Origin of the sequence: Paenibacillus taichungensis, from assembly GCF_013359905.1 — a bacterium.
Classification (GTDB): Bacteria; Bacillota; Bacilli; order Paenibacillales; family Paenibacillaceae; genus Paenibacillus; species Paenibacillus taichungensis.
Genome location: NZ_JABMCC010000100.1, coordinates 131,741 through 149,065 on the forward strand (window position 1 = coordinate 131,741; position 17,325 = coordinate 149,065).

Here is a 17,325-nt window from a genome sequence, read left to right on the forward strand (position 1 = left end):
TATTAAATGAAAGCAGAGCGTTGAGCTCGGCTGATTGATATGAATGCTAAGGCGTCGTAGTCCTCCGTGAGGGCAGCGGCGCCTTTGCTGTAAAGAGCGCAGCCGTTTCTCTGACCCACTGTCTGGAGGTTTGGCTGAGGTCTTCCTTTTCCCCATAGATCATGCAGGTTGTTCGCCGGGTCTGTTGCAATTGCGGCAGATATACCGAGACGAGATCATTGTCCGCAAGCAACTGAGGGCGGAGATATGACTTGGGCAAAAGGGCTGCAGCTTTGCAGGTAGGCAGAAGACGGACAATCGCTTCAAAGGAATCAATCTCCATGCGAATATCCGGCATCACGGCGCAGCGCTGGAACAGGTCGTCGGTTAATTTGCGATACCAGGTTCCTTTGGAGAACGTTATCATCGGCAGATCTTGCAAATGTTCCATTCCGGCTTCTTTACCCGATAGGGGATGCGTTAAGGGCACAACCAGCTCCAGATGATCATCAAAAAGTGGCACACAGTTTAGCCCGGCTTCACTTATAGAAGAGGCAACGATGCCTACATCGGCTTTTTTATCCCGCACAAAAGAGACAATTTCATGCGTTTTCCCTGTCACCAGCTTGATTTCCGCATTCGGATGTTTCTGCATAAAGGCATTTACCAGCGGTGGCAATGTGGTTTGAAGCGTTGTCAGACTGGCTCCAAGCGTAATGGAGCTTTGTTCTTCGTCCTTGTACTGGGCCAGCATGGTCAGAAATTTTTGTTGCTGCTGTTTCTGCTCTACCGCGAAAGTATAGGCGAACTGGCCTACGCTGGTTAACTCAAGTCGTTTACCACGGCGATGAAAGAGCGCTACGCCGAGTTCATCCTCCAATTTGGAGATTTTGCGAGACAGCGCGGGCTGTGAAAGATTCAGCAATTTCGATGCACGGTTCAGACTGGACTGCTCTACAACCGCCGCAAAAGCGTTTAATTCCTCGAACATGAGCACTAACCTCTTTTCTAATGAACGTATGAATGTACTTTGCGTGAGGCATCTCCTTGTCAAATATTTCTTCATGTTGTATGGCCTGCACGACCGATGTTTATAACTTATACCTATAGGTTATAACATTTAATAATTATATTGCAATTCCCTTATAAGAAAAAAAGGAGTAACATGAATCGTGACACAAGTTGTTCACACCTGAAGAAAACGGAACAATTTGTCGAACCTTTCCTTGGGAAAGGTTTGTGTCATGATAAGCGAATTTTATTTATGAAAACGTTGTATTTAGCGAAAGGGGATCGACATTTTATGAAAGGGTTTTACTCCAGAAAGCTGCACTCCTTGCTTGGCGTCATTCCGCTCAGTCTGTTTTTCATTGAGCATATGGTGACGAACTTCTCGGCAGTTGAAGGCGGCAAAGAAGGCTTTAACGATGCAGTTGCATTTCTGAATGGCCTGCCGCTCGTAATTGTACTTGAAACGCTTCTCATCTGGTTGCCGCTGTTCTATCACGGTGTATATGGTTTGTACATTGCCTATCAGGCCAAGCCTAACGTGGGACGTTTTGGCAATGAGCGCAACTGGCGCTATACGTTGCAGCGCGTCAGCGGTGTCATTACGTTTGTGTTCGTCATCTGGCATATTTGGGAGACTCGTTTCCAGGTCGCGCTGGGGAATGTCACACACGAAGAGCTTGGCGGTGTCATACACGGCATCGTGATGAACCCGGTAACGTTTATTTTATATCTGATCAGTGTGGTTGCGGCATCCTATCACTTTGCCAACGGTTTGTGGTCGTTCCTGGTTAGCTGGGGAATTACCGTCGGTCCGCGTGCGCAGCGTGTATCTTCCTACATCTGCATGAGCTTGTTTGCTATTGTAGCTCTCATGTTTATTGCATCGCTGCTTGCTTTCCGGAGCATGGATTTCCAGGTAGCCACTTCTATGATTGACGCAGTTAAGACAGTTCTGATTTAAGCATTTGGACTTTAAATGCTGACTTATAAGGGAGTGAACAGCAATGGCATCATCTAATGTAATTATTGTGGGCGGAGGTCTCGCGGGATTGATGGCGGCGATCAAATCGGCTGAAGCCGGAGTCCATGTTCATTTATTTTCACTGGTTCCCGTCAAAAGATCCCACTCCGTATGTGCCCAAGGCGGTATCAACGGTGCGGTAAATACCAAGGGTGAGGGCGACTCTCCATGGGTACACTTTGACGATACAGTATACGGCGGTGACTTTTTGGCGAATCAGCCTCCAGTCAAAGCGATGTGTGAAGCAGCACCAGGCATCATTCACCTGATGGACCGGATGGGCGTAATGTTCAACCGTACACCGGAAGGTTTGCTCGATTTCCGTCGTTTCGGTGGAACGAAGCATCACCGTACGGCGTTTGCTGGTGCAACGACTGGACAACAATTGCTCTACGCGTTGGATGAGCAAGTACGTCGTTGGGAAGCAGCGGGTCTCGTTACGAAGTATGAGAACTGGGAGTTCCTGCAAGCTGTTGTGGATGACGAAGGCATCTGCCGCGGGATTGTAGCACAGGATTTGAAAACGATGAAGGTACAAACGTTCCCGGCAGAAGCAGTTATTCTGGCGAGCGGCGGCCCTGGTATTATTTTCGGTAAAACAACTAACTCAGTTATCAATACAGGAACTGCCGCAAGTGCGGTGTATCAGCAAGGTGTAAATTACGCGAACGGTGAGTTCATTCAGATTCACCCGACTGCTATTCCAGGCGATGACAAACTGCGTCTGATGTCCGAATCGGCTCGTGGTGAAGGTGGACGGATCTGGACGTACAAAGACGGTAAGCCTTGGTACTTCCTCGAAGAAAAATATCCGTCATACGGTAACCTTGTTCCGCGTGATATCGCGACGCGTGAAATTTTCAGTGTCTGCGTGGATATGGGCCTCGGCGTGAACGGCGAGAACATGGTATATCTCGACTTGTCACACAAAGATCCGAAGGAGCTGGATGTGAAGCTCGGCGGAATCATTGAGATCTACGAGAAGTTCATGGGTGATGACCCGCGTAAAATCCCAATGAAAATTTTCCCGGCAGTCCATTATTCCATGGGCGGCATGTGGGTAGATTATAACCAAATGACCAACATTCCAGGACTGTTCGCAGCTGGTGAATGTGAATACCAATATCATGGTGCGAACCGTCTGGGTGCAAATTCCCTGGTATCGGCAATCTACGGTGGGATGGTGGCTGGACCGAAAGCAGTTGAATATATCAAAGGACTCAAAAAATCGTCCGCAGATATCAGTTCTTCCGTATTCGATGGTTATACCAAGCGCCAAACCGATAAATACGAAGGCATCCTAAATATGCAGGGCAATGAAAATGCATATGTCATTCATAAAGAGCTTGGCGAGTGGATGACAGCGAATATGACGGTGGTACGTTACAACGATAAGCTGGAAGCGACTATCGGCAAAATCAAGGAATTGAAAGAGCGTTACGGTAAAATCAACATGTACGACACTTCCGGTTGGAACAACCCGGGTGCAGCATTTACCCGTCAGCTGTGGAACATGCTTGAACTTGCAGAAGCGATGACTTTGGGCGCACTGCTGCGTAACGAAAGCCGTGGAGCGCATTACAAACCGGACTTCACCGAACGGAATGACGAAGAATTCCTGAAAACAACGATCGCAAGCTGGTCGAAGGAAGGTCCGAAAATTTCGTACGAGCCTGTAGACGTTTCCCTGATCCCACCACGGATCCGGGACTACTCGAAAGATTAAGTAAAGTGAAATTTCGGTCTATTAATAAAGTTAATGACTTAGCAACATAACGGAAAAGCAGTAGACACATAGAGGCAAAGCGTACGCGGAGCTTCTCAATGTTACTGCCACCAGAATGAATGGAGTGCAGTTTCCAACAAAGTGACCCTGCGTGCACGACGTAGCGGAGGAAGCGGAAATGCCCAGAAGAAGCGAAGCGCTCGCCTTTACTGCATAACACCAAGAGGATTTTATTTTATATTTACATGATCTAAAAGTTAACACCTGAACGGAGAAGGCAGAAGATTACTGAAGAAGCGAAGCGTTCGCCTTTATTCCCGGATTTCCACCCTATAAGGTGGATCAAAGAAATCTGGGGATAACAGCGATCGGAAGGATCTTCTGCCAGCGGAGTGACCATTTGTGAACATTGTGGTCTTGTAACGATAGCAATCAATCATCGTCACCAAAGGAGGGGACAACGATATGACGGACACAGCTACAGCAAAAAAAACCGTCAAGTTTATCATCACCCGTCAGGACAGTCCGGAGTCATCTTCGTACAACGAAGAGTTTGAGCTTCCGTACCGTCCCGGCATGAACGTTATTAGCGCCCTGATGGAGATCCAGCGGAACCCGGTTAATACAGAAGGCAAGTCCATTGCCCCGGTTTGCTGGGAATCGAACTGTCTCGAAGAAGTCTGTGGAGCATGCTCCATGGTCATCAACGGCAAGCCGCGTCAAGCGTGTGCTGCCCTGATCGACAAGCTCGAACAGCCGGTTCGCATCGAACCGATGAAAACCTTCCCGGTGGTTCGTGACCTCGTCATCGACCGTACTCGGATGTTTAACGCCCTGAAACGGGTTAAAGCGTGGATTCCGATTGATGGAACCTATGACCTCGGTCCAGGTCCGCGGATGCCTGAGAAGAAACGTCAGTGGGCTTACGAGCTGTCCAAATGTATGACATGTGGTGTATGCCTCGAAGCTTGCCCGAACGTCAATGAAAAGACAGACTTTATCGGTCCGGCAGCTCTTTCTCAAGTACGTCTGTTCAATGCTCACCCAACAGGGGAGATGAACGCTGAAGACCGCTTGGAAGCACTTATGGAAGACGGAGGTATTGAGGGCTGTGGTAACTCGCAGAACTGCGTACGCTCTTGTCCAAAAGGTATTCCGTTGACTACCTCCATTGCCGAAATGAACAAACAAACAACCAAACACATGTTCAAACGCTGGTTGGGTGTGTAATCTAGTCATATCAAATGCAGAACTTCGGATCTGCACCATTAGAAGAAGTCGTGATCCTTGGCATATATAGCCTAAGATCCCGGCTTCTTTTTCTGTACTCGCAAAGGAACCGGGCTAGTCATGCAGAATATGGTATACTAAGGGGATGGATTTGGAGCGGAAGAAGGAGGGGGACGCATGGGAGAAACACCGCGTGAGGGCAGCAAGATCTCGCCGCCCCGGCGCTCGCAGTATGGATCTGATTCGGAGGACTCCATTTTTCCCGGAGAGGAAAAGGATCATGATCCCTCCCGGCGCAGTTTTTTGATGCGCATGATCTTAATGACGGCGAGTGCCAGTTTGCTCACAGGAGGATATGCCTGGTTGTGGGAGCCTCGTCATCTGGAGATCAAGCATGTTGAATTGAAACTGCCCAAGTTTCCAAAAGCATTCGAGGGACTGCGTGTGATTCAGTTCAGTGATGCTCATCTTGGATTCCATACGGGGCTGAAACAAATGGAGAAGCTGGCTGAAACGATACGGGAACAACAGCCTGATCTGATTTGTTTTACCGGAGATATGGTTGAACGAGAGGCAGAACCGATGCGTGAATGTATTCCTGCACTGGCTTCAATGCAAGCGAAGTATGGCAAATATGCCGTATTGGGGAACCATGATTACCGAGGCCATCAGCAGCATGAAGTGGAGCTGATGTTTAAAGAGGCCGGGTTCACGTTGCTCCGGAATAGCCATGTTTTGATTGAACGAGGGGATTCACGTCTTGCGATAGCAGGTTTGGATGACGCGCTTACGGGCAGACCTGATCCTGTTGTAGCAATCAAGGGATTGAGCAGAGAGGTCTGGAAACTGCTGCTTATGCATGAGCCCGATTATGCAGACATTGCAGCACCTTACGGTTTCGGACTACAGCTCTCTGGACACAGTCATGGCGGACAGGTGCGTTTTCCCTGGATTGGGGCACTGACTACACCGAGAGGTTCACTCAAGTATATTCAAGGGTTATATTACGCAGGGGATAAGCATATGCCAGTCTATGTGAACCGTGGCTTTGGCATGACCCAACTGCCGATTCGCTTTTTGTGCAGGCCGGAATTGACGGTTTTTGAATTAAAGGGTTAACAACATAAACAATATAGAGCATAAAGGGAGGTTAGCCGGATGGAACGAATTGCGATTGTATCCGATATTCATGGCAATATGACTGCTTGGGAAGCAGTATTAAAAGATATTCGGAGTCGCGGATTGAAGCGAATCTTTTGTCTTGGCGACCTCGTTGGCAAGGGGCCTGATCCGGTACAGGTAGTTGATCTGGTGAGGGAGACATGTGAGCAAGTTATCCGTGGCAACTGGGATGAGTTGGTTGCGGTTAATCAGGACAATGAGAATTTTACTTGGCAAGCGAAGCGGCTGGGTAAGGAGCGATTGGCATATCTTGAGAGCTTGCCGTTTAGTCACCAATTAGAGCTGAGTGGTCGTACGATCCGCTTGGTGCATGCCTCTCCCCAAAGTGTATATCACCGTGTACAGCCGTGGGATGAGATCGAGAAAAGGTTAGCGATGTTCGATGCTCCGGCAGATGAACCTGAGCTTGGTGTGGCGGATGTTGTAGGATATGGGGATGTGCATAATGCATACTTGCAATTTATGAATGGGAAAATGTTGTTTAATGCGGGCAGTGTGGGTAACCCGCTTGATTTTACCCAGGCTTCTTACTGTATCCTTGAAGGAGAGAACAGCACTGATCGAAACAACCCGTTCAACCTTCAATTTGTAAGGGTTCCTTATGATATTGAGCAGGAAGTACAGATTGCTCAGCAGGCTCAGGTGCCTTCCCTTGATTTTTATATCCGGGAACTTCGTACGGGCGTTTATCGCGGGCTGCAAACGGATTAGTTATGTCAGGAATAATCCGCTGTAATGAATTGGCATACTAATGTTCGGGCTACTGAGCGGAGTACTGTGGAGTATAGTGATGTTTCATTGTTTATCCATGTATTTTATTTGCGCCGGATCATCCTCAGAGCATGCTTGTCTTACCGGACTAGAACCCGTTAGGCAAAAGGAGCGATTGTCATGCTGACCCGAAAAATGCTGGGCCAAGGATTGCCTGCTTTATGGACAGAGCGCCTTGTTCTTCGATCATTACGTCAGAGTGATTACAGCACGTTGTCGGAGCTGTTTTCCGACCCGCAGGTGATTCGTTATGTAAACAGGGGGAGTCAGCCCACGCCAATCCGGGCTCGGCGATTATTGAATCAGATTCGCAGCAGCAGCGCCAAGCTGGATTCACTGCATTACGGCATCTGCTGGAAAGGCAGCGAACAGATCATCGGCATCACTTCATTCCAGCATTGGAACGACCAGAACGGTACCGCACAGATTGGATATATTCTGAACAGGTCATGCTGGGGTAAGGGAGTCGCAACTGAGGCAGTACAGCGTTTACTGGAATTCGGTTTTGCCGAACTTAATTTGTGCAAAGTAGAAGCGCGCTGTTACGAGGCAAATGTATCATCCGAACGGGTTCTCTGCAAAAGCGGTATGATTTATGAACGGACTCTGCCTTCGTTTGTTTTGAATCATGAGGATGGTGAGACGCCGGATACTCTGCTGGATGTTAAGGTTTATAGTCTGTATCGTGAACAGCATGTCCGTTCTCATTGGGAAAATCGCCTGCAAACGTTGGTATCCGACAAGCACGAGTAACATAGAATAGAAGCATATTGCATAAATCCAAAGAGCGTCTTTCCTTCAGCAAAATATAGATCGTTTTTAATGAAACAGCAGGGGCTTGAAACGAACTTCAATTATTTGTTACACAAATGAAATATAGCTGCAATTGAACTCTAACAGACAGCGGGTAAACTTATCTCATGACCCCCTTTTTGATAATAGATAATGCTGTTGGGACCCGCACTTAGCGGGTTCATTTTTTTTGTCTATATAAGTTTAACTATGGAATTTCTATACCAACACTCCGATACAGAACTACATTCCGCTATCGTGTAAATATTTAGTTGAACTTATATAACATTTTTTATATTAGGATACAAAGAAAAACCCTCACAGCGTTATTTTTACGCCGTGAGGGCTATTGTGATGTTCTATGTTTAAAACGGTACAACTTGTATTTGTTTCTGCTTGAAGTATACCCATTCGGTGAATCCAATCTCTTGCAAACGTGTACGCACGTCATCCAGTTCATCGGCAACACGCTGCGGTTTGTGGGCATCAGATCCGAAGGTCACTTTCACTCCATAATGATGCGCACGCTCCAGAATGGCATCGGAAGGGTACCAGCCCCCACTGAGTTTGGTTTTACCTGACGTATTAATTTCAATAGCCACGTTCGATTCTGCAATGACCTGCAACGTTTCATCGATGGCTTGATCCGCGATAATATCCGAGAAAGGTGGATAATTTCCTTTCATGGCATCAATATGTCCGAGAATCTGGAACATACCGCTTCGGGCCGATTGCCGAATCAAAGCATAGTAACTCTCTTTCACTTCAACCTTACGCGCATCGCTTAATCCGTTCCAGCGGGTTTTGTTGAATATGCTGACATCTTCCGTATGATGAACTGAACCAATAATATAATCAAAAGGATATTGCCCCAGTGTATTGCGATACAAATCGGCATGGACAGGGAAATAGTCGGATTCAATGCCAAGCAGCACATCAATTTTGCCCGCGTATTCTTCCTTCAGAGCCAGAACTTCTTCCACGTAATGACGCAATTCCGACTTGCCCATCGCGATCCGGGGAAAAGCCTGCTCCTCGTCACTTCCAAAGTAAGGTGTATGATCTGAGATACCGATGACCTGAAGTCCAGATTGAATACCTGCCTCAATATAGTCGCGAATATTGCCGTCTGCATGACCACAACGAAAATGATGGGTGTGAAGATCAAATTTCATATGGAAATCCTTCCTTTCTCATGGCTCATTTGTCATTCTGAACTGATGAACTGGGTCTCCGGCATGCCTTTGAGATCGCTCAGGAATTGCTGCATAGCCGAATTGAGATAACGACTTGATTTGTAAATGACTCCGACAGGGTGACTGACCTCCAGTTCACTGAGTGGAATCATGCGCAGTGTGCCTTGCCGTAACTCGTGGGCAACGGATTGTTTGGATATAACGGCTGCCCCGAGATTAATCTCAACCATCCGTTTTACTTCCTCGCTGCTCGACAACTCCATAACGATATTGGGCTCAATATTATGTTTTTTGAAAATGCCTTCCGTAAAGCGGCGCCCTACCGTATCCGGAGATAGCAAAATCAGAGGTGTGCTGCGCAGGACATCCACCGCCGCATGCTTTTGCTTTGCCAGTGGATGGAATGGAGATACGACAAGTTCGAACGTATCATAATACAGCACGGATGTATTCAGGTTAGGATTCCGTTCCGTGAGATAACCGATACCGATGTCTACCATTCCATTCTCGACCTGGGTATAGATCTGGGAGGAAGGCAGGGATTGGATACTGGTTTTGATGAGTGGAAATTGATCCTGAAAGTAGGATAAGACCCGTGGCAAAATCTGAATGGCAATGGACGTGGTTGTACCGAGTCTGATATGTCCCTGAGGAGTCTCATCGAGATCCATCAGCTTCTGTTTCAGCTCACCCACGATGTCCAGCATACGTTCGGCATGTTGAAGAAACACCTGTCCGCGATCGGTAAGGGTGACCGGTTGGTTCCGATCGACAAGAACGGTACTGAATTCATCCTCCAGGCTCTTGATTTGGGCCGAGACGGCAGGTTGAGTCAGATTTAGAAGTTCTCCGGCTTTGCGGAAACTCATCGTTTTCGAGATGGTAATCAGCGTCTCCAGTTGACTGATATTCATGTATGGCCTCCTTGCACGTAAAATGTCTTCTGTCTATCCATAGGTGGAATCCCGTAACTGGTCATTGTTCCGTTCCTTAAATTATAGGTGATTCAGGACAGCAGGGCAATGAAGGGAACATCATGGATTTGGGGAGGTCCATAAGAACGAGAAATTAATTTTATTTCAAGAAATTAAATTTTTAACATTTTAAGAAACAGTAAAAAAGTCCTAAATGCCTTTTGCCATGCCTCTTCATGGCAATTGTTCTTGCAACAGATGCGAAAAGCCTCGTTTTTTCGCTAGAATCAGCTATAAACATTTGCCCCGCGGATGACGATAAATTATAGTACACATGCCTTGCCGAATTCTTGGTGAATTCTTGTACGTGATAAAGTATAATAAATTTATGAATATGGGACTTTTGGTGTGTGACCAATAACCCAGTGTAAGGGGGACATTAGACAGTGAAAGCGGAAGTGATTAATCCTTTCCTGGAATCCGCACGGAACGTATTCGAACAGCTCATCCAGGTTTCGCCTTCCACCGGGAGTCTTGGCGTGAAAAATGTGGAGTACATCGCAGACCATGTCTGGATCGTGATCGGAATGACTGGACAACTGAGCGGAAACATCGTGTTTGGAATACAAGAGTCGGTAGCATTGAAAATCGTTTCTGCCATGATGGGCGGCTTTGTCATTACAGAAATGGACGAAATGAGTAAAAGTGCTATTTCTGAACTTGGCAATATGATTAGCGGCAATGCAAGTACCATCCTGTCCAATCAGGGTGTCGTTGTTGATATTACACCTCCACAAGTGATGAATTCCGAATACGTGAGTTCTTTTAGTGCAACGAAGGCATTGAGTATTCCTTTGCTGATGGATGGAATCGGTGAGATGGATATTCAAGTGATGATCTCGTAGAATAGAACCATACGCCTCTTGGGGCAATATGTGTTCAATACGGGAGGACATCGGGTATGTTGAAAGATCAGGTTGTTTTTATCACAGGTGCGTCGAGCGGAATTGGTGCGCTCTGTGCACAGATGCTGATAGAAGAAGGAGCCATCCCGATTCTGGCTGCCCGCTCGCGGGACAAGCTGGAAGAGATTGGTGCTTCGCTGAAAGGGCAACATGAACTACTCACGTTAGATGTAACGAATACTGAGCAAGTTCAGACAGCCGTGGATGCGATGTTGCAGAAATACGGACGAATCGATATTTTGCTGAATAACGCTGGTTACGGAAAATTTGCAGCGATGACGGATATGTCTGTGCAGGAATTCGATGAGATGATGGACGTTAATTACATGGGCATTGTTCGCTGCACCAAGGCAGTGCTTCCGCAGATGTTACAACGAGGCAGAGGACAAATCGTGAATGTAGCTTCCATGGCTGGCAAGATCGGAACTGCAAAATCCGCTTCATATACGGCAACCAAACATGCTGTACTTGGCTTCAGCAATGCCCTGCGCCAGGAACTTCGCAAGACTGGAGTCACGGTAACGACCATTAATCCCGGACCCATCGATACACCGTTCTTCCAACGGGCAGACCCCTCCGGTAACTATGTTAATAATGTACGCTGGATGATGCTGAAGCCGGAAGAGGTTGCGGGGCATATGATCCGTGCGATGAAGAAGCGCAAGGAAGAAGTGAATCTGCCCAGACTGGCTTCGGCTGGAGTGTGGCTGTATCAGCTATTTCCGCGTCTCGCTGACAGGCTGTCGCACGGTGTAATGAATCAGAAGTAAGATGCAACAATGGGCATCATATATCGGATAAAAGAAGGGCTCCGCCGAGGGGCTTTTCTTTTTTTTGTCTGCAAAGACATGTTTCATGAATAAGATTTGGTCCGTAGGCTTTTTTCGCATATAATGAAAGGTAATGTGATGACAGGCTTCGGTTTTATTAGTACAAGCAGGGCTATATATGTTCAACTAAACATTTACACGATAACGGAGAGGACAGAAATAACCTGAAGAAGCGAAGCTACAAGCTTTCTGCAAGAAAGCTACTTCGAAAGCATCCACTTCGCCAAAAAGCTTTCTGCAAGAAAGCTGCATCGGAAGGTTGTTCTGTCATCGGAGTGTTAGTGTAAATATTTATTAGTTGAATGTATATAGCGTCATAACGAATAAATTTAAAGGATGGACATACATGACGAATCAAACATTTGCTTCAATTGGCGTAGAACAGGATCTTGAGGCTGTACTCGCCAAACATGGCATCAACGAACCTTCACCGGTACAGGCACAGACGATCCCGGTTATTTTGGAAGGCCGTGATGTGGTTTCAAAATCTCAGACGGGAACAGGCAAGACACTCGCCTATTTGCTGCCACTGCTGCAATCCATCAAAAGTGATGTAAAAGGAACACAGAAGCTCATCATAGCTCCTACACAAGAGCTGGCGATGCAGATTGTACGCGAAGCACAGCGATATGGAGAAGAACGCAAAATTGGCGTTCTGGGGCTAATTGGTGGCGCCGCAGTAAAACGTCAGATCGAGAAGCTGCGTGAACACCCGGAACTGGTTGTAGGAACGCCAGGACGTCTGAAGGAACTGATCACGCTGAAAAAGCTGAAAATGCACAATGTCTCCACGATTGTTATTGACGAGGCAGACCAGGTATTCCAGCTCGGTGGGGTAAGTGATGTGGACTTCGTATTGCGCAGTGCCCTGCGCGACCGTCAGCTGATTTTCTTGTCAGCAACGATTGATGAACATACTGCTGGACTCGCGAAGCGGGAGATGAAAGAGCCGGTACAGATCGGAATTGAACCGGACCGGGCAACTGCGGCGGGACTTGAGCATTTTTATTTTGTGGAAGAAAACCGCAACAAAATTGATATGCTGCGTCGTCTGGTTAGACAGTATAACCCGGATCGCGCCATTGTTTTTGTGAATGCTACCGAGGATATTGGCGAGGTTGAAGCGAAAATGAATCATCTGGGCTTCTCCGCAGCTGCGCTGTATGGCGATGCCGACAAGGTGACGCGTAGCAACGTGCTATCCGCTTTCCGTAATGGAAAACTGCAACTATTGATCGCGAGCGAAGTTGCAGCCAGAGGACTGGATATTGAAGGTTTGCCGATGGTCATTAACTATGACCCTGCATTTGATTCGGAACACTATGTTCACCGTGCAGGAAGAACAGGTCGTATGGGTCGCAGTGGTATCGTGTTGTCGATCGTGGACGAAACGCAAATTTTCATTATGCGCAAGTTTGCGCGGGAACTTGGAATCGAATTGCCGGAACGTGTATTGTTCGGGGGTAAAGTGCTGGAGGCTGATCCGCGTCCGGATACGCGGCCTGAAGGCCATTCTTTCTCTAGAAAACCAGGGCAGTCCCGGGATCGTAGACCTGGTCAGGCGAGCCGCAATGGCGGTGCTAGAACTGCTGCATCGAATCAACGTCCGGCGGGCAGCAAGCCAGCTGGCAATACTGGCAGAACTGAACGGGACCAGGATCGCAAGAACAAGGGCGCTCCCAAATGGAGCAAAGGTAAAGAGACACGCTCTGAAGAATAAAACCTGACGAAAGAGGTGCAGGGATAGATGGATAACGTTCAACCACCCGTATTGAAAATCAACGGGCTAAGCGGAGGATACAGTGCCAAGCGGCCGGTCCTCCACGGCATCGATCTGGAAGTTGGACGCGGAGAAATGGTCGGACTGATCGGATTGAACGGTGCTGGCAAAAGTACTACGATGAAGCATATTTTAGGATTGATGACCCCTCAACAGGGAGAAGTGCGGGTCATGGGCAAGAAGCGGGACGAAGATCCACAGGTATATCAATCTGCCATGGCCTTTGTACCGGAATCTCCTGAACTGTATGACGAGATGACAGTCATGGAGCATCTGGAGTTTACGGCCAGAGCATATGGTGTTTCTGAGGCTGATTTCAAAAAGCGTACGGAGAAACTGCTGGACTTGTTCCGCATGAATGAGAAAAGCACAAGTCTGTCGACCCACCTGTCCAAAGGTATGCGGCAAAAGGTCATGATCATGTGTGCTTTTGTGGCAGGTCCGCCACTCTATATCATTGATGAACCTTTCCTGGGACTTGACCCGCTCGGAATCCGCTCTTTGCTTGATTTTATGCTTGAAATGAAGGCTTCGGGATCATCCATTTTGTTGAGTTCACACATTCTGTCCACCATTGAAAATTACTGTGACCGTTTTATAGTCCTGCACCGAGGACAGGTCATTGCTCAAGGGACGCTGAATGAGCTGCGTACTCAATTCGGGGAATCGAATGCCACGTTGGAGCATATGTTCTATTCCCTTGTACAAGGCAGGGATTAAGCATGGATCTGAAGCAGTTATGGAAGCAAAGACGCACGGGATTTTGGAATGGAATTCTTCCTTATCTGGGTTATGTCATTCAGAGCGGCGTAGCCATGGTTTTCTTATTTCTCGTCATTGCGTTCTCCGCCTGGTATACATCGTTTGTACAGCATATTCCGGCGGGATTTCCGATTCGCTGGATTACGTTGCTGTTGCTGGCACCCCTGGTGCTGTTTAGCAGTTATCGTACATATCTGCATCCGGCAGACATCGTATTTTTACGTCCGCAGGAATATCGGATGCATGAATATCTGAAAAACAGCTTCGCTCGTGGCATGATCTATAAAACCTTGGGTATGCTGCTCGTATTTGTAACGTTGTGGCCGCTCTATGTTCGAGCAGATCAGGATGCAAGGCCATTTGGCTGGTTTATCCTGCTTCTCCTGTTGTGGAAAGGGTTATCGAGCTATGGGGCTTGGCAGGAACTGCGCATGGTGCAAATCGGTGCCGCTAGAGGATATCGTTTGCTCCGGTGGGCGTTGGCTGTACTGGCGATTGCCGCCTGGTTGTGGCAGTCTCCACAGCGCAGCATCTGGTTCCTGCTGTTGCTGGCTGTTGTATATATCGTTGCTCTGCGTATCCCTCTGAAACATCGGGTTTCATGGGAACGTCTCATTCAGGTGGAGCAGGGCCAGGCAGGACGAGTGATGCGTACGCTGGGATGGTTCGTAGATGTTCCTTCATCAGGCCAAAAAGTAAGTTCTCGCCGCTGGCTCAGCAAATGGGGGAGTGGTCTTCCGTGGAATGCAGGAAAAGCCTATCGCTATTTGATTACCAAAACGTTCATCCGAACTGAAGTGTTCTCCATCGTGGTGCGCTTGGTTGTACTGGGCATGTTGCTGTCCTGGTGGACGGCAGGCAGTTATTTCGGTATTGGTGTATACCTGTTCTTCCTTCTGCTTGCAGGTGTGCAACTGGGTGCGCTGCGACGCAGTCATAGTGAATCGTTCTGGATTATGATTTATCCCATCTCGGGAGAGAGTCGTCGATCCCAGGTGCTAGGGTTCATCTCGAATCTACATGCGCTGGTTGCTTTGCTTATGTGGTTGCCGATGCTGGCTGCGGGATGGAGTGGACTGAGCATGACCATAGCAGCACTGGTCCTTGGTGTGCTGGTCATCTACTTGATGCGACGTTCTCAGGGTAACAAGTGGTTGAAGGAAGAAGAGGATGAATGAACGGTTGGGCGTATGACTAGTTAGCGTCCAATGGCAACGCCGACTAGGGACGCTTGCGTAACATAACAAAAGAAGGGTATTCCGAGCTGTATCCCGGAATACCCTTCTTTGTGCTACAGTCAGCTTACCTTGTTCCGACTCCTGGTGAGGACGTATGGACTAACAGAGGAACGATTTTGTGATAATGACGAGCAAGATGAACAGAACGAGAATGGCACCTGTATTTGTAAATCCTCCTCCGTAACCGTAACCGCCGCATCCATAACCGCCTCTTGTTTCTTCAACTACTCCAGACATATGGTCATTCCCCTTTCAAGTGGTGTTAGGCACGCCCTTGCGTACATCGTATATTATGTGCCTTGGGGATAGGCTGATTGGGCCGTTGCCCGGTAGAGCCTGAAAATCATCGTTTTGGGCATTTGCCCGTCAAGATAGCCATACGTTTTCAGGTTGGAAAACAAAACACCCCCTTTGTATCTAGAGGCATTCATCAGGATACAAAGGGGGTTATATTTGTCAGGCAACGGATGCAAGTCCGCTCCCTGACTTATTTATTTGGATAAGCATTACTGCATATAAATTAAGTTGTCTGTAGATCCAAAACTCCACGATAAATCGTATCGAACAGATCTTCCAGTCCGGATTCTTCAATACAGGAGAAGGCAATTCGCAGATCGGCTTCACCCAGCGCAATAGTACCGACGCCGTATTTCTGTAGCAAATGGGTCCGGAGCTGCTCTGCGCCGACATCCTTCAGCTTCAGGCACATGAAGTAACCGGAGTTGAACGGATAGTAATCCCATACCTCACCGTATTTACCGCTATCGAGGATGGATTTTACTTTGTTGGCGCGGCCTTTCATGATTTCAAACTTCTCCAGTTTCTGTGCTTCGAACTCAGGTGCTTTCAGCGCATCCAATACAAAGGTTTGGGAAGGATGCGGACCACTTGAGATGGTTGCCCGGATAATACCGAGTGTTTTTTGCTCCAGAGCATGGAGAACTGCAGCATCTTCATGAGCGTACGTGATGAATCCAACACGGAAGCCCCATACAAATTCTTCCTTTGTGGCACCGTCAACTTTGACAGTCAACACACGTGGGTGGAGGTTCGCCAGTTTGCCAAACAGGGATTCGTGAATGGAATCTTCGAAGAAGAGACCAAAGTAAGCATCATCTGTCACAGCAACAACGTTCACACCAGCCTCAGCTGCTTGACGAATCGTATCCACGATTGCATCTGCTTCTTCAGCTCCAGGTGTATAACCTGTCGGGTTGTTCGGGAAGTTCAGCAGCACGATGGCTTTGCCTTTGTCCTTCTGCGCAAGCAACGCTTCTAGCAGGCCTGCACTGTTAAAGTTCAATTGATCATCGAACAGGGGATAATGAACTAACTCGCCATGACGACGAATTCCGAAGGTTAGCTCATAATTTTCCCAGTTTTTATCCGGATATATAACAGCGTCCCCTTCTTCGGCGAACAGGTCGGCTACGATACTCAGTCCATGAGTTAATGCGTTAGTCACAATGGGGTTACCAAACGTTTTACCTTCAAGGGAAGGTGTTTCCTTCAGCATCTTGTCTCTCCATACGGTCCGCAACTCAGGCTTTCCTGCAGGCGGAGCGTAAGGGTACAAATCCTTCGGTTGATATGCAGACAGCTTATCCTGAATAACAGCTAAGTGCATCGGCACACCGCCCTCCAGGGCAATACCAATCGTAGCATTGTAGGTTTTGGCCAGACTTGCTGCTTCTGCAGACTGACTCAAGATACCTTCTTTTGGAAAATAGATTTCTTTGCCGAGCTGCGACAGCATGGAGTAGACGTGACTGCTGCCTGCCTGAATACTTTCGTTCAACTGTTCAGCCAGTGGATTCATTCTTTTCATCCTTCCAAGTCTTTGGGATTCAACTGCCTAACATTATAACACCTTACATTGCCCCCGTCACGGAAATTACGCATAATGACAGTTTTATCACTTTACCGCG

General features: G+C 47.7%; 16 protein-coding genes. 11 read left to right on the plus strand and 5 right to left on the minus strand.

The annotated features are described in order from the left end of the window. Positions 1-46: 46 nt before the first annotated feature. Complete coding sequence (locus tag HP548_RS05745) at positions 47-970, minus strand: LysR family transcriptional regulator (RefSeq protein ID WP_076290887.1); 924 nt, start codon at positions 968-970, stop codon at positions 47-49. Positions 971-1,282: 312 nt separating this feature from the next. Here HP548_RS05745 and HP548_RS05750 point away from each other — a divergent pair, with 312 nt between their 5' ends. From HP548_RS05750 to HP548_RS05775, 6 genes are all read left to right on the plus strand, one after another. Beyond that, on the plus strand, positions 1,283-1,951 hold the full coding sequence (locus HP548_RS05750; RefSeq protein WP_076290972.1) for a succinate dehydrogenase cytochrome b558 subunit: 669 nt from the start codon (positions 1,283-1,285) through the stop codon (positions 1,949-1,951). 43 nt (positions 1,952-1,994) lie between these two features. Beyond that, a complete protein-coding gene (gene sdhA, locus HP548_RS05755) occupies positions 1,995-3,737 on the plus strand; it encodes a succinate dehydrogenase flavoprotein subunit (protein ID WP_175381142.1) in 1,743 nt (580 codons plus the stop codon). Positions 3,738-4,202: 465 nt separating this feature from the next. After that, the gene (sdhB, locus tag HP548_RS05760) at positions 4,203-4,967 is read left to right on the plus strand and encodes a succinate dehydrogenase iron-sulfur subunit (protein WP_053783217.1); all 765 of its coding nucleotides are present in this window, start codon (positions 4,203-4,205) and stop codon (positions 4,965-4,967) included. A 177-nt stretch (positions 4,968-5,144) separates the two neighbouring features. After that, complete coding sequence (locus HP548_RS05765; protein WP_175381143.1) at positions 5,145-6,086, plus strand: metallophosphoesterase; 942 nt, start codon at positions 5,145-5,147, stop codon at positions 6,084-6,086. A gap of 39 nt (positions 6,087-6,125) precedes the next feature. Then, positions 6,126-6,860: a metallophosphoesterase family protein gene (locus tag HP548_RS05770; protein WP_076290884.1), complete on the plus strand. Its 735-nt coding sequence runs from the start codon at positions 6,126-6,128 to the stop codon at positions 6,858-6,860. 180 nt (positions 6,861-7,040) lie between these two features. Next, a complete protein-coding gene (locus HP548_RS05775) occupies positions 7,041-7,673 on the plus strand; it encodes a GNAT family N-acetyltransferase (RefSeq protein ID WP_099858056.1) in 633 nt (210 codons plus the stop codon). A 404-nt stretch (positions 7,674-8,077) separates the two neighbouring features. Here HP548_RS05775 and HP548_RS05780 read toward each other — a convergent pair whose 3' ends face one another. Then, a complete protein-coding gene (locus tag HP548_RS05780) occupies positions 8,078-8,887 on the minus strand; it encodes a histidinol-phosphatase (protein WP_175381144.1) in 810 nt (269 codons plus the stop codon). Between the two features lie 32 nt (positions 8,888-8,919). Further along, positions 8,920-9,822 carry a LysR family transcriptional regulator gene (locus tag HP548_RS05785; protein ID WP_076290883.1) on the minus strand — a complete coding sequence of 301 codons (903 nt, stop codon included), beginning with the start codon at positions 9,820-9,822 and terminating at the stop codon, positions 8,920-8,922. A gap of 446 nt (positions 9,823-10,268) precedes the next feature. Between HP548_RS05785 and HP548_RS05790 the strand changes: the two genes are divergently transcribed. From HP548_RS05790 to HP548_RS05810, 5 genes are all read left to right on the plus strand, one after another. Further along, positions 10,269-10,727: a chemotaxis protein CheX gene (locus tag HP548_RS05790; protein WP_063566082.1), complete on the plus strand. Its 459-nt coding sequence runs from the start codon at positions 10,269-10,271 to the stop codon at positions 10,725-10,727. Positions 10,728-10,783: 56 nt separating this feature from the next. Then, positions 10,784-11,557 carry an SDR family NAD(P)-dependent oxidoreductase gene (locus HP548_RS05795; protein WP_063566081.1) on the plus strand — a complete coding sequence of 258 codons (774 nt, stop codon included), beginning with the start codon at positions 10,784-10,786 and terminating at the stop codon, positions 11,555-11,557. A 406-nt stretch (positions 11,558-11,963) separates the two neighbouring features. Continuing rightward, on the plus strand, positions 11,964-13,337 hold the full coding sequence (locus HP548_RS05800; protein WP_076290882.1) for a DEAD/DEAH box helicase: 1,374 nt from the start codon (positions 11,964-11,966) through the stop codon (positions 13,335-13,337). 27 nt (positions 13,338-13,364) lie between these two features. Continuing rightward, positions 13,365-14,117 carry an ABC transporter ATP-binding protein gene (locus tag HP548_RS05805; protein WP_076290881.1) on the plus strand — a complete coding sequence of 251 codons (753 nt, stop codon included), beginning with the start codon at positions 13,365-13,367 and terminating at the stop codon, positions 14,115-14,117. A gap of 2 nt (positions 14,118-14,119) precedes the next feature. Further along, complete coding sequence (locus tag HP548_RS05810) at positions 14,120-15,337, plus strand: ABC transporter permease (protein WP_099858058.1); 1,218 nt, start codon at positions 14,120-14,122, stop codon at positions 15,335-15,337. Between the two features lie 159 nt (positions 15,338-15,496). On the opposite strand, the gene HP548_RS05815 is transcribed toward HP548_RS05810, so the two are convergent. Together HP548_RS05815 and HP548_RS05820 are read right to left on the minus strand one after the other, a co-directional pair. After that, positions 15,497-15,634: a hypothetical protein gene (locus HP548_RS05815; RefSeq protein WP_162842448.1), complete on the minus strand. Its 138-nt coding sequence runs from the start codon at positions 15,632-15,634 to the stop codon at positions 15,497-15,499. Positions 15,635-15,917: 283 nt separating this feature from the next. Next, positions 15,918-17,216, minus strand: coding sequence for an aminotransferase class I/II-fold pyridoxal phosphate-dependent enzyme (locus tag HP548_RS05820; protein ID WP_076290879.1), 1,299 nt, complete (start codon positions 17,214-17,216; stop codon positions 15,918-15,920). Between the last annotated feature and the right edge of the window lie 109 nt (positions 17,217-17,325).

Bases quoted from the DNA above. Each gene is read 5' to 3' on its own strand.
- HP548_RS05795 (WP_063566081.1), top strand. From the start codon at position 10,784: ATGTTGAAAGATCAGGTTGTTTTTATCACAGGTGCGTCGAGCGGAATT.
- HP548_RS05820 (WP_076290879.1), bottom strand. From the start codon at position 17,216: ATGAATCCACTGGCTGAACAGTTGAACGAAAGTATTCAGGCAGGCAGC.
- HP548_RS05745 (WP_076290887.1), bottom strand. From the start codon at position 970: ATGTTCGAGGAATTAAACGCTTTTGCGGCGGTTGTAGAGCAGTCCAGT.
- HP548_RS05765 (WP_175381143.1), top strand. From the start codon at position 5,145: ATGGGAGAAACACCGCGTGAGGGCAGCAAGATCTCGCCGCCCCGGCGC.
- HP548_RS05770 (WP_076290884.1), top strand. From the start codon at position 6,126: ATGGAACGAATTGCGATTGTATCCGATATTCATGGCAATATGACTGCT.
- HP548_RS05805 (WP_076290881.1), top strand. From the start codon at position 13,365: ATGGATAACGTTCAACCACCCGTATTGAAAATCAACGGGCTAAGCGGA.
- HP548_RS05785 (WP_076290883.1), bottom strand. From the start codon at position 9,822: ATGAATATCAGTCAACTGGAGACGCTGATTACCATCTCGAAAACGATG.
- HP548_RS05750 (WP_076290972.1), top strand. From the start codon at position 1,283: ATGAAAGGGTTTTACTCCAGAAAGCTGCACTCCTTGCTTGGCGTCATT.
- HP548_RS05780 (WP_175381144.1), bottom strand. From the start codon at position 8,887: ATGAAATTTGATCTTCACACCCATCATTTTCGTTGTGGTCATGCAGAC.
- HP548_RS05810 (WP_099858058.1), top strand. From the start codon at position 14,120: ATGGATCTGAAGCAGTTATGGAAGCAAAGACGCACGGGATTTTGGAAT.
- HP548_RS05775 (WP_099858056.1), top strand. From the start codon at position 7,041: ATGCTGACCCGAAAAATGCTGGGCCAAGGATTGCCTGCTTTATGGACA.
- sdhA (WP_175381142.1), top strand. From the start codon at position 1,995: ATGGCATCATCTAATGTAATTATTGTGGGCGGAGGTCTCGCGGGATTG.
- HP548_RS05800 (WP_076290882.1), top strand. From the start codon at position 11,964: ATGACGAATCAAACATTTGCTTCAATTGGCGTAGAACAGGATCTTGAG.
- HP548_RS05815 (WP_162842448.1), bottom strand. From the start codon at position 15,634: ATGTCTGGAGTAGTTGAAGAAACAAGAGGCGGTTATGGATGCGGCGGT.
- sdhB (WP_053783217.1), top strand. From the start codon at position 4,203: ATGACGGACACAGCTACAGCAAAAAAAACCGTCAAGTTTATCATCACC.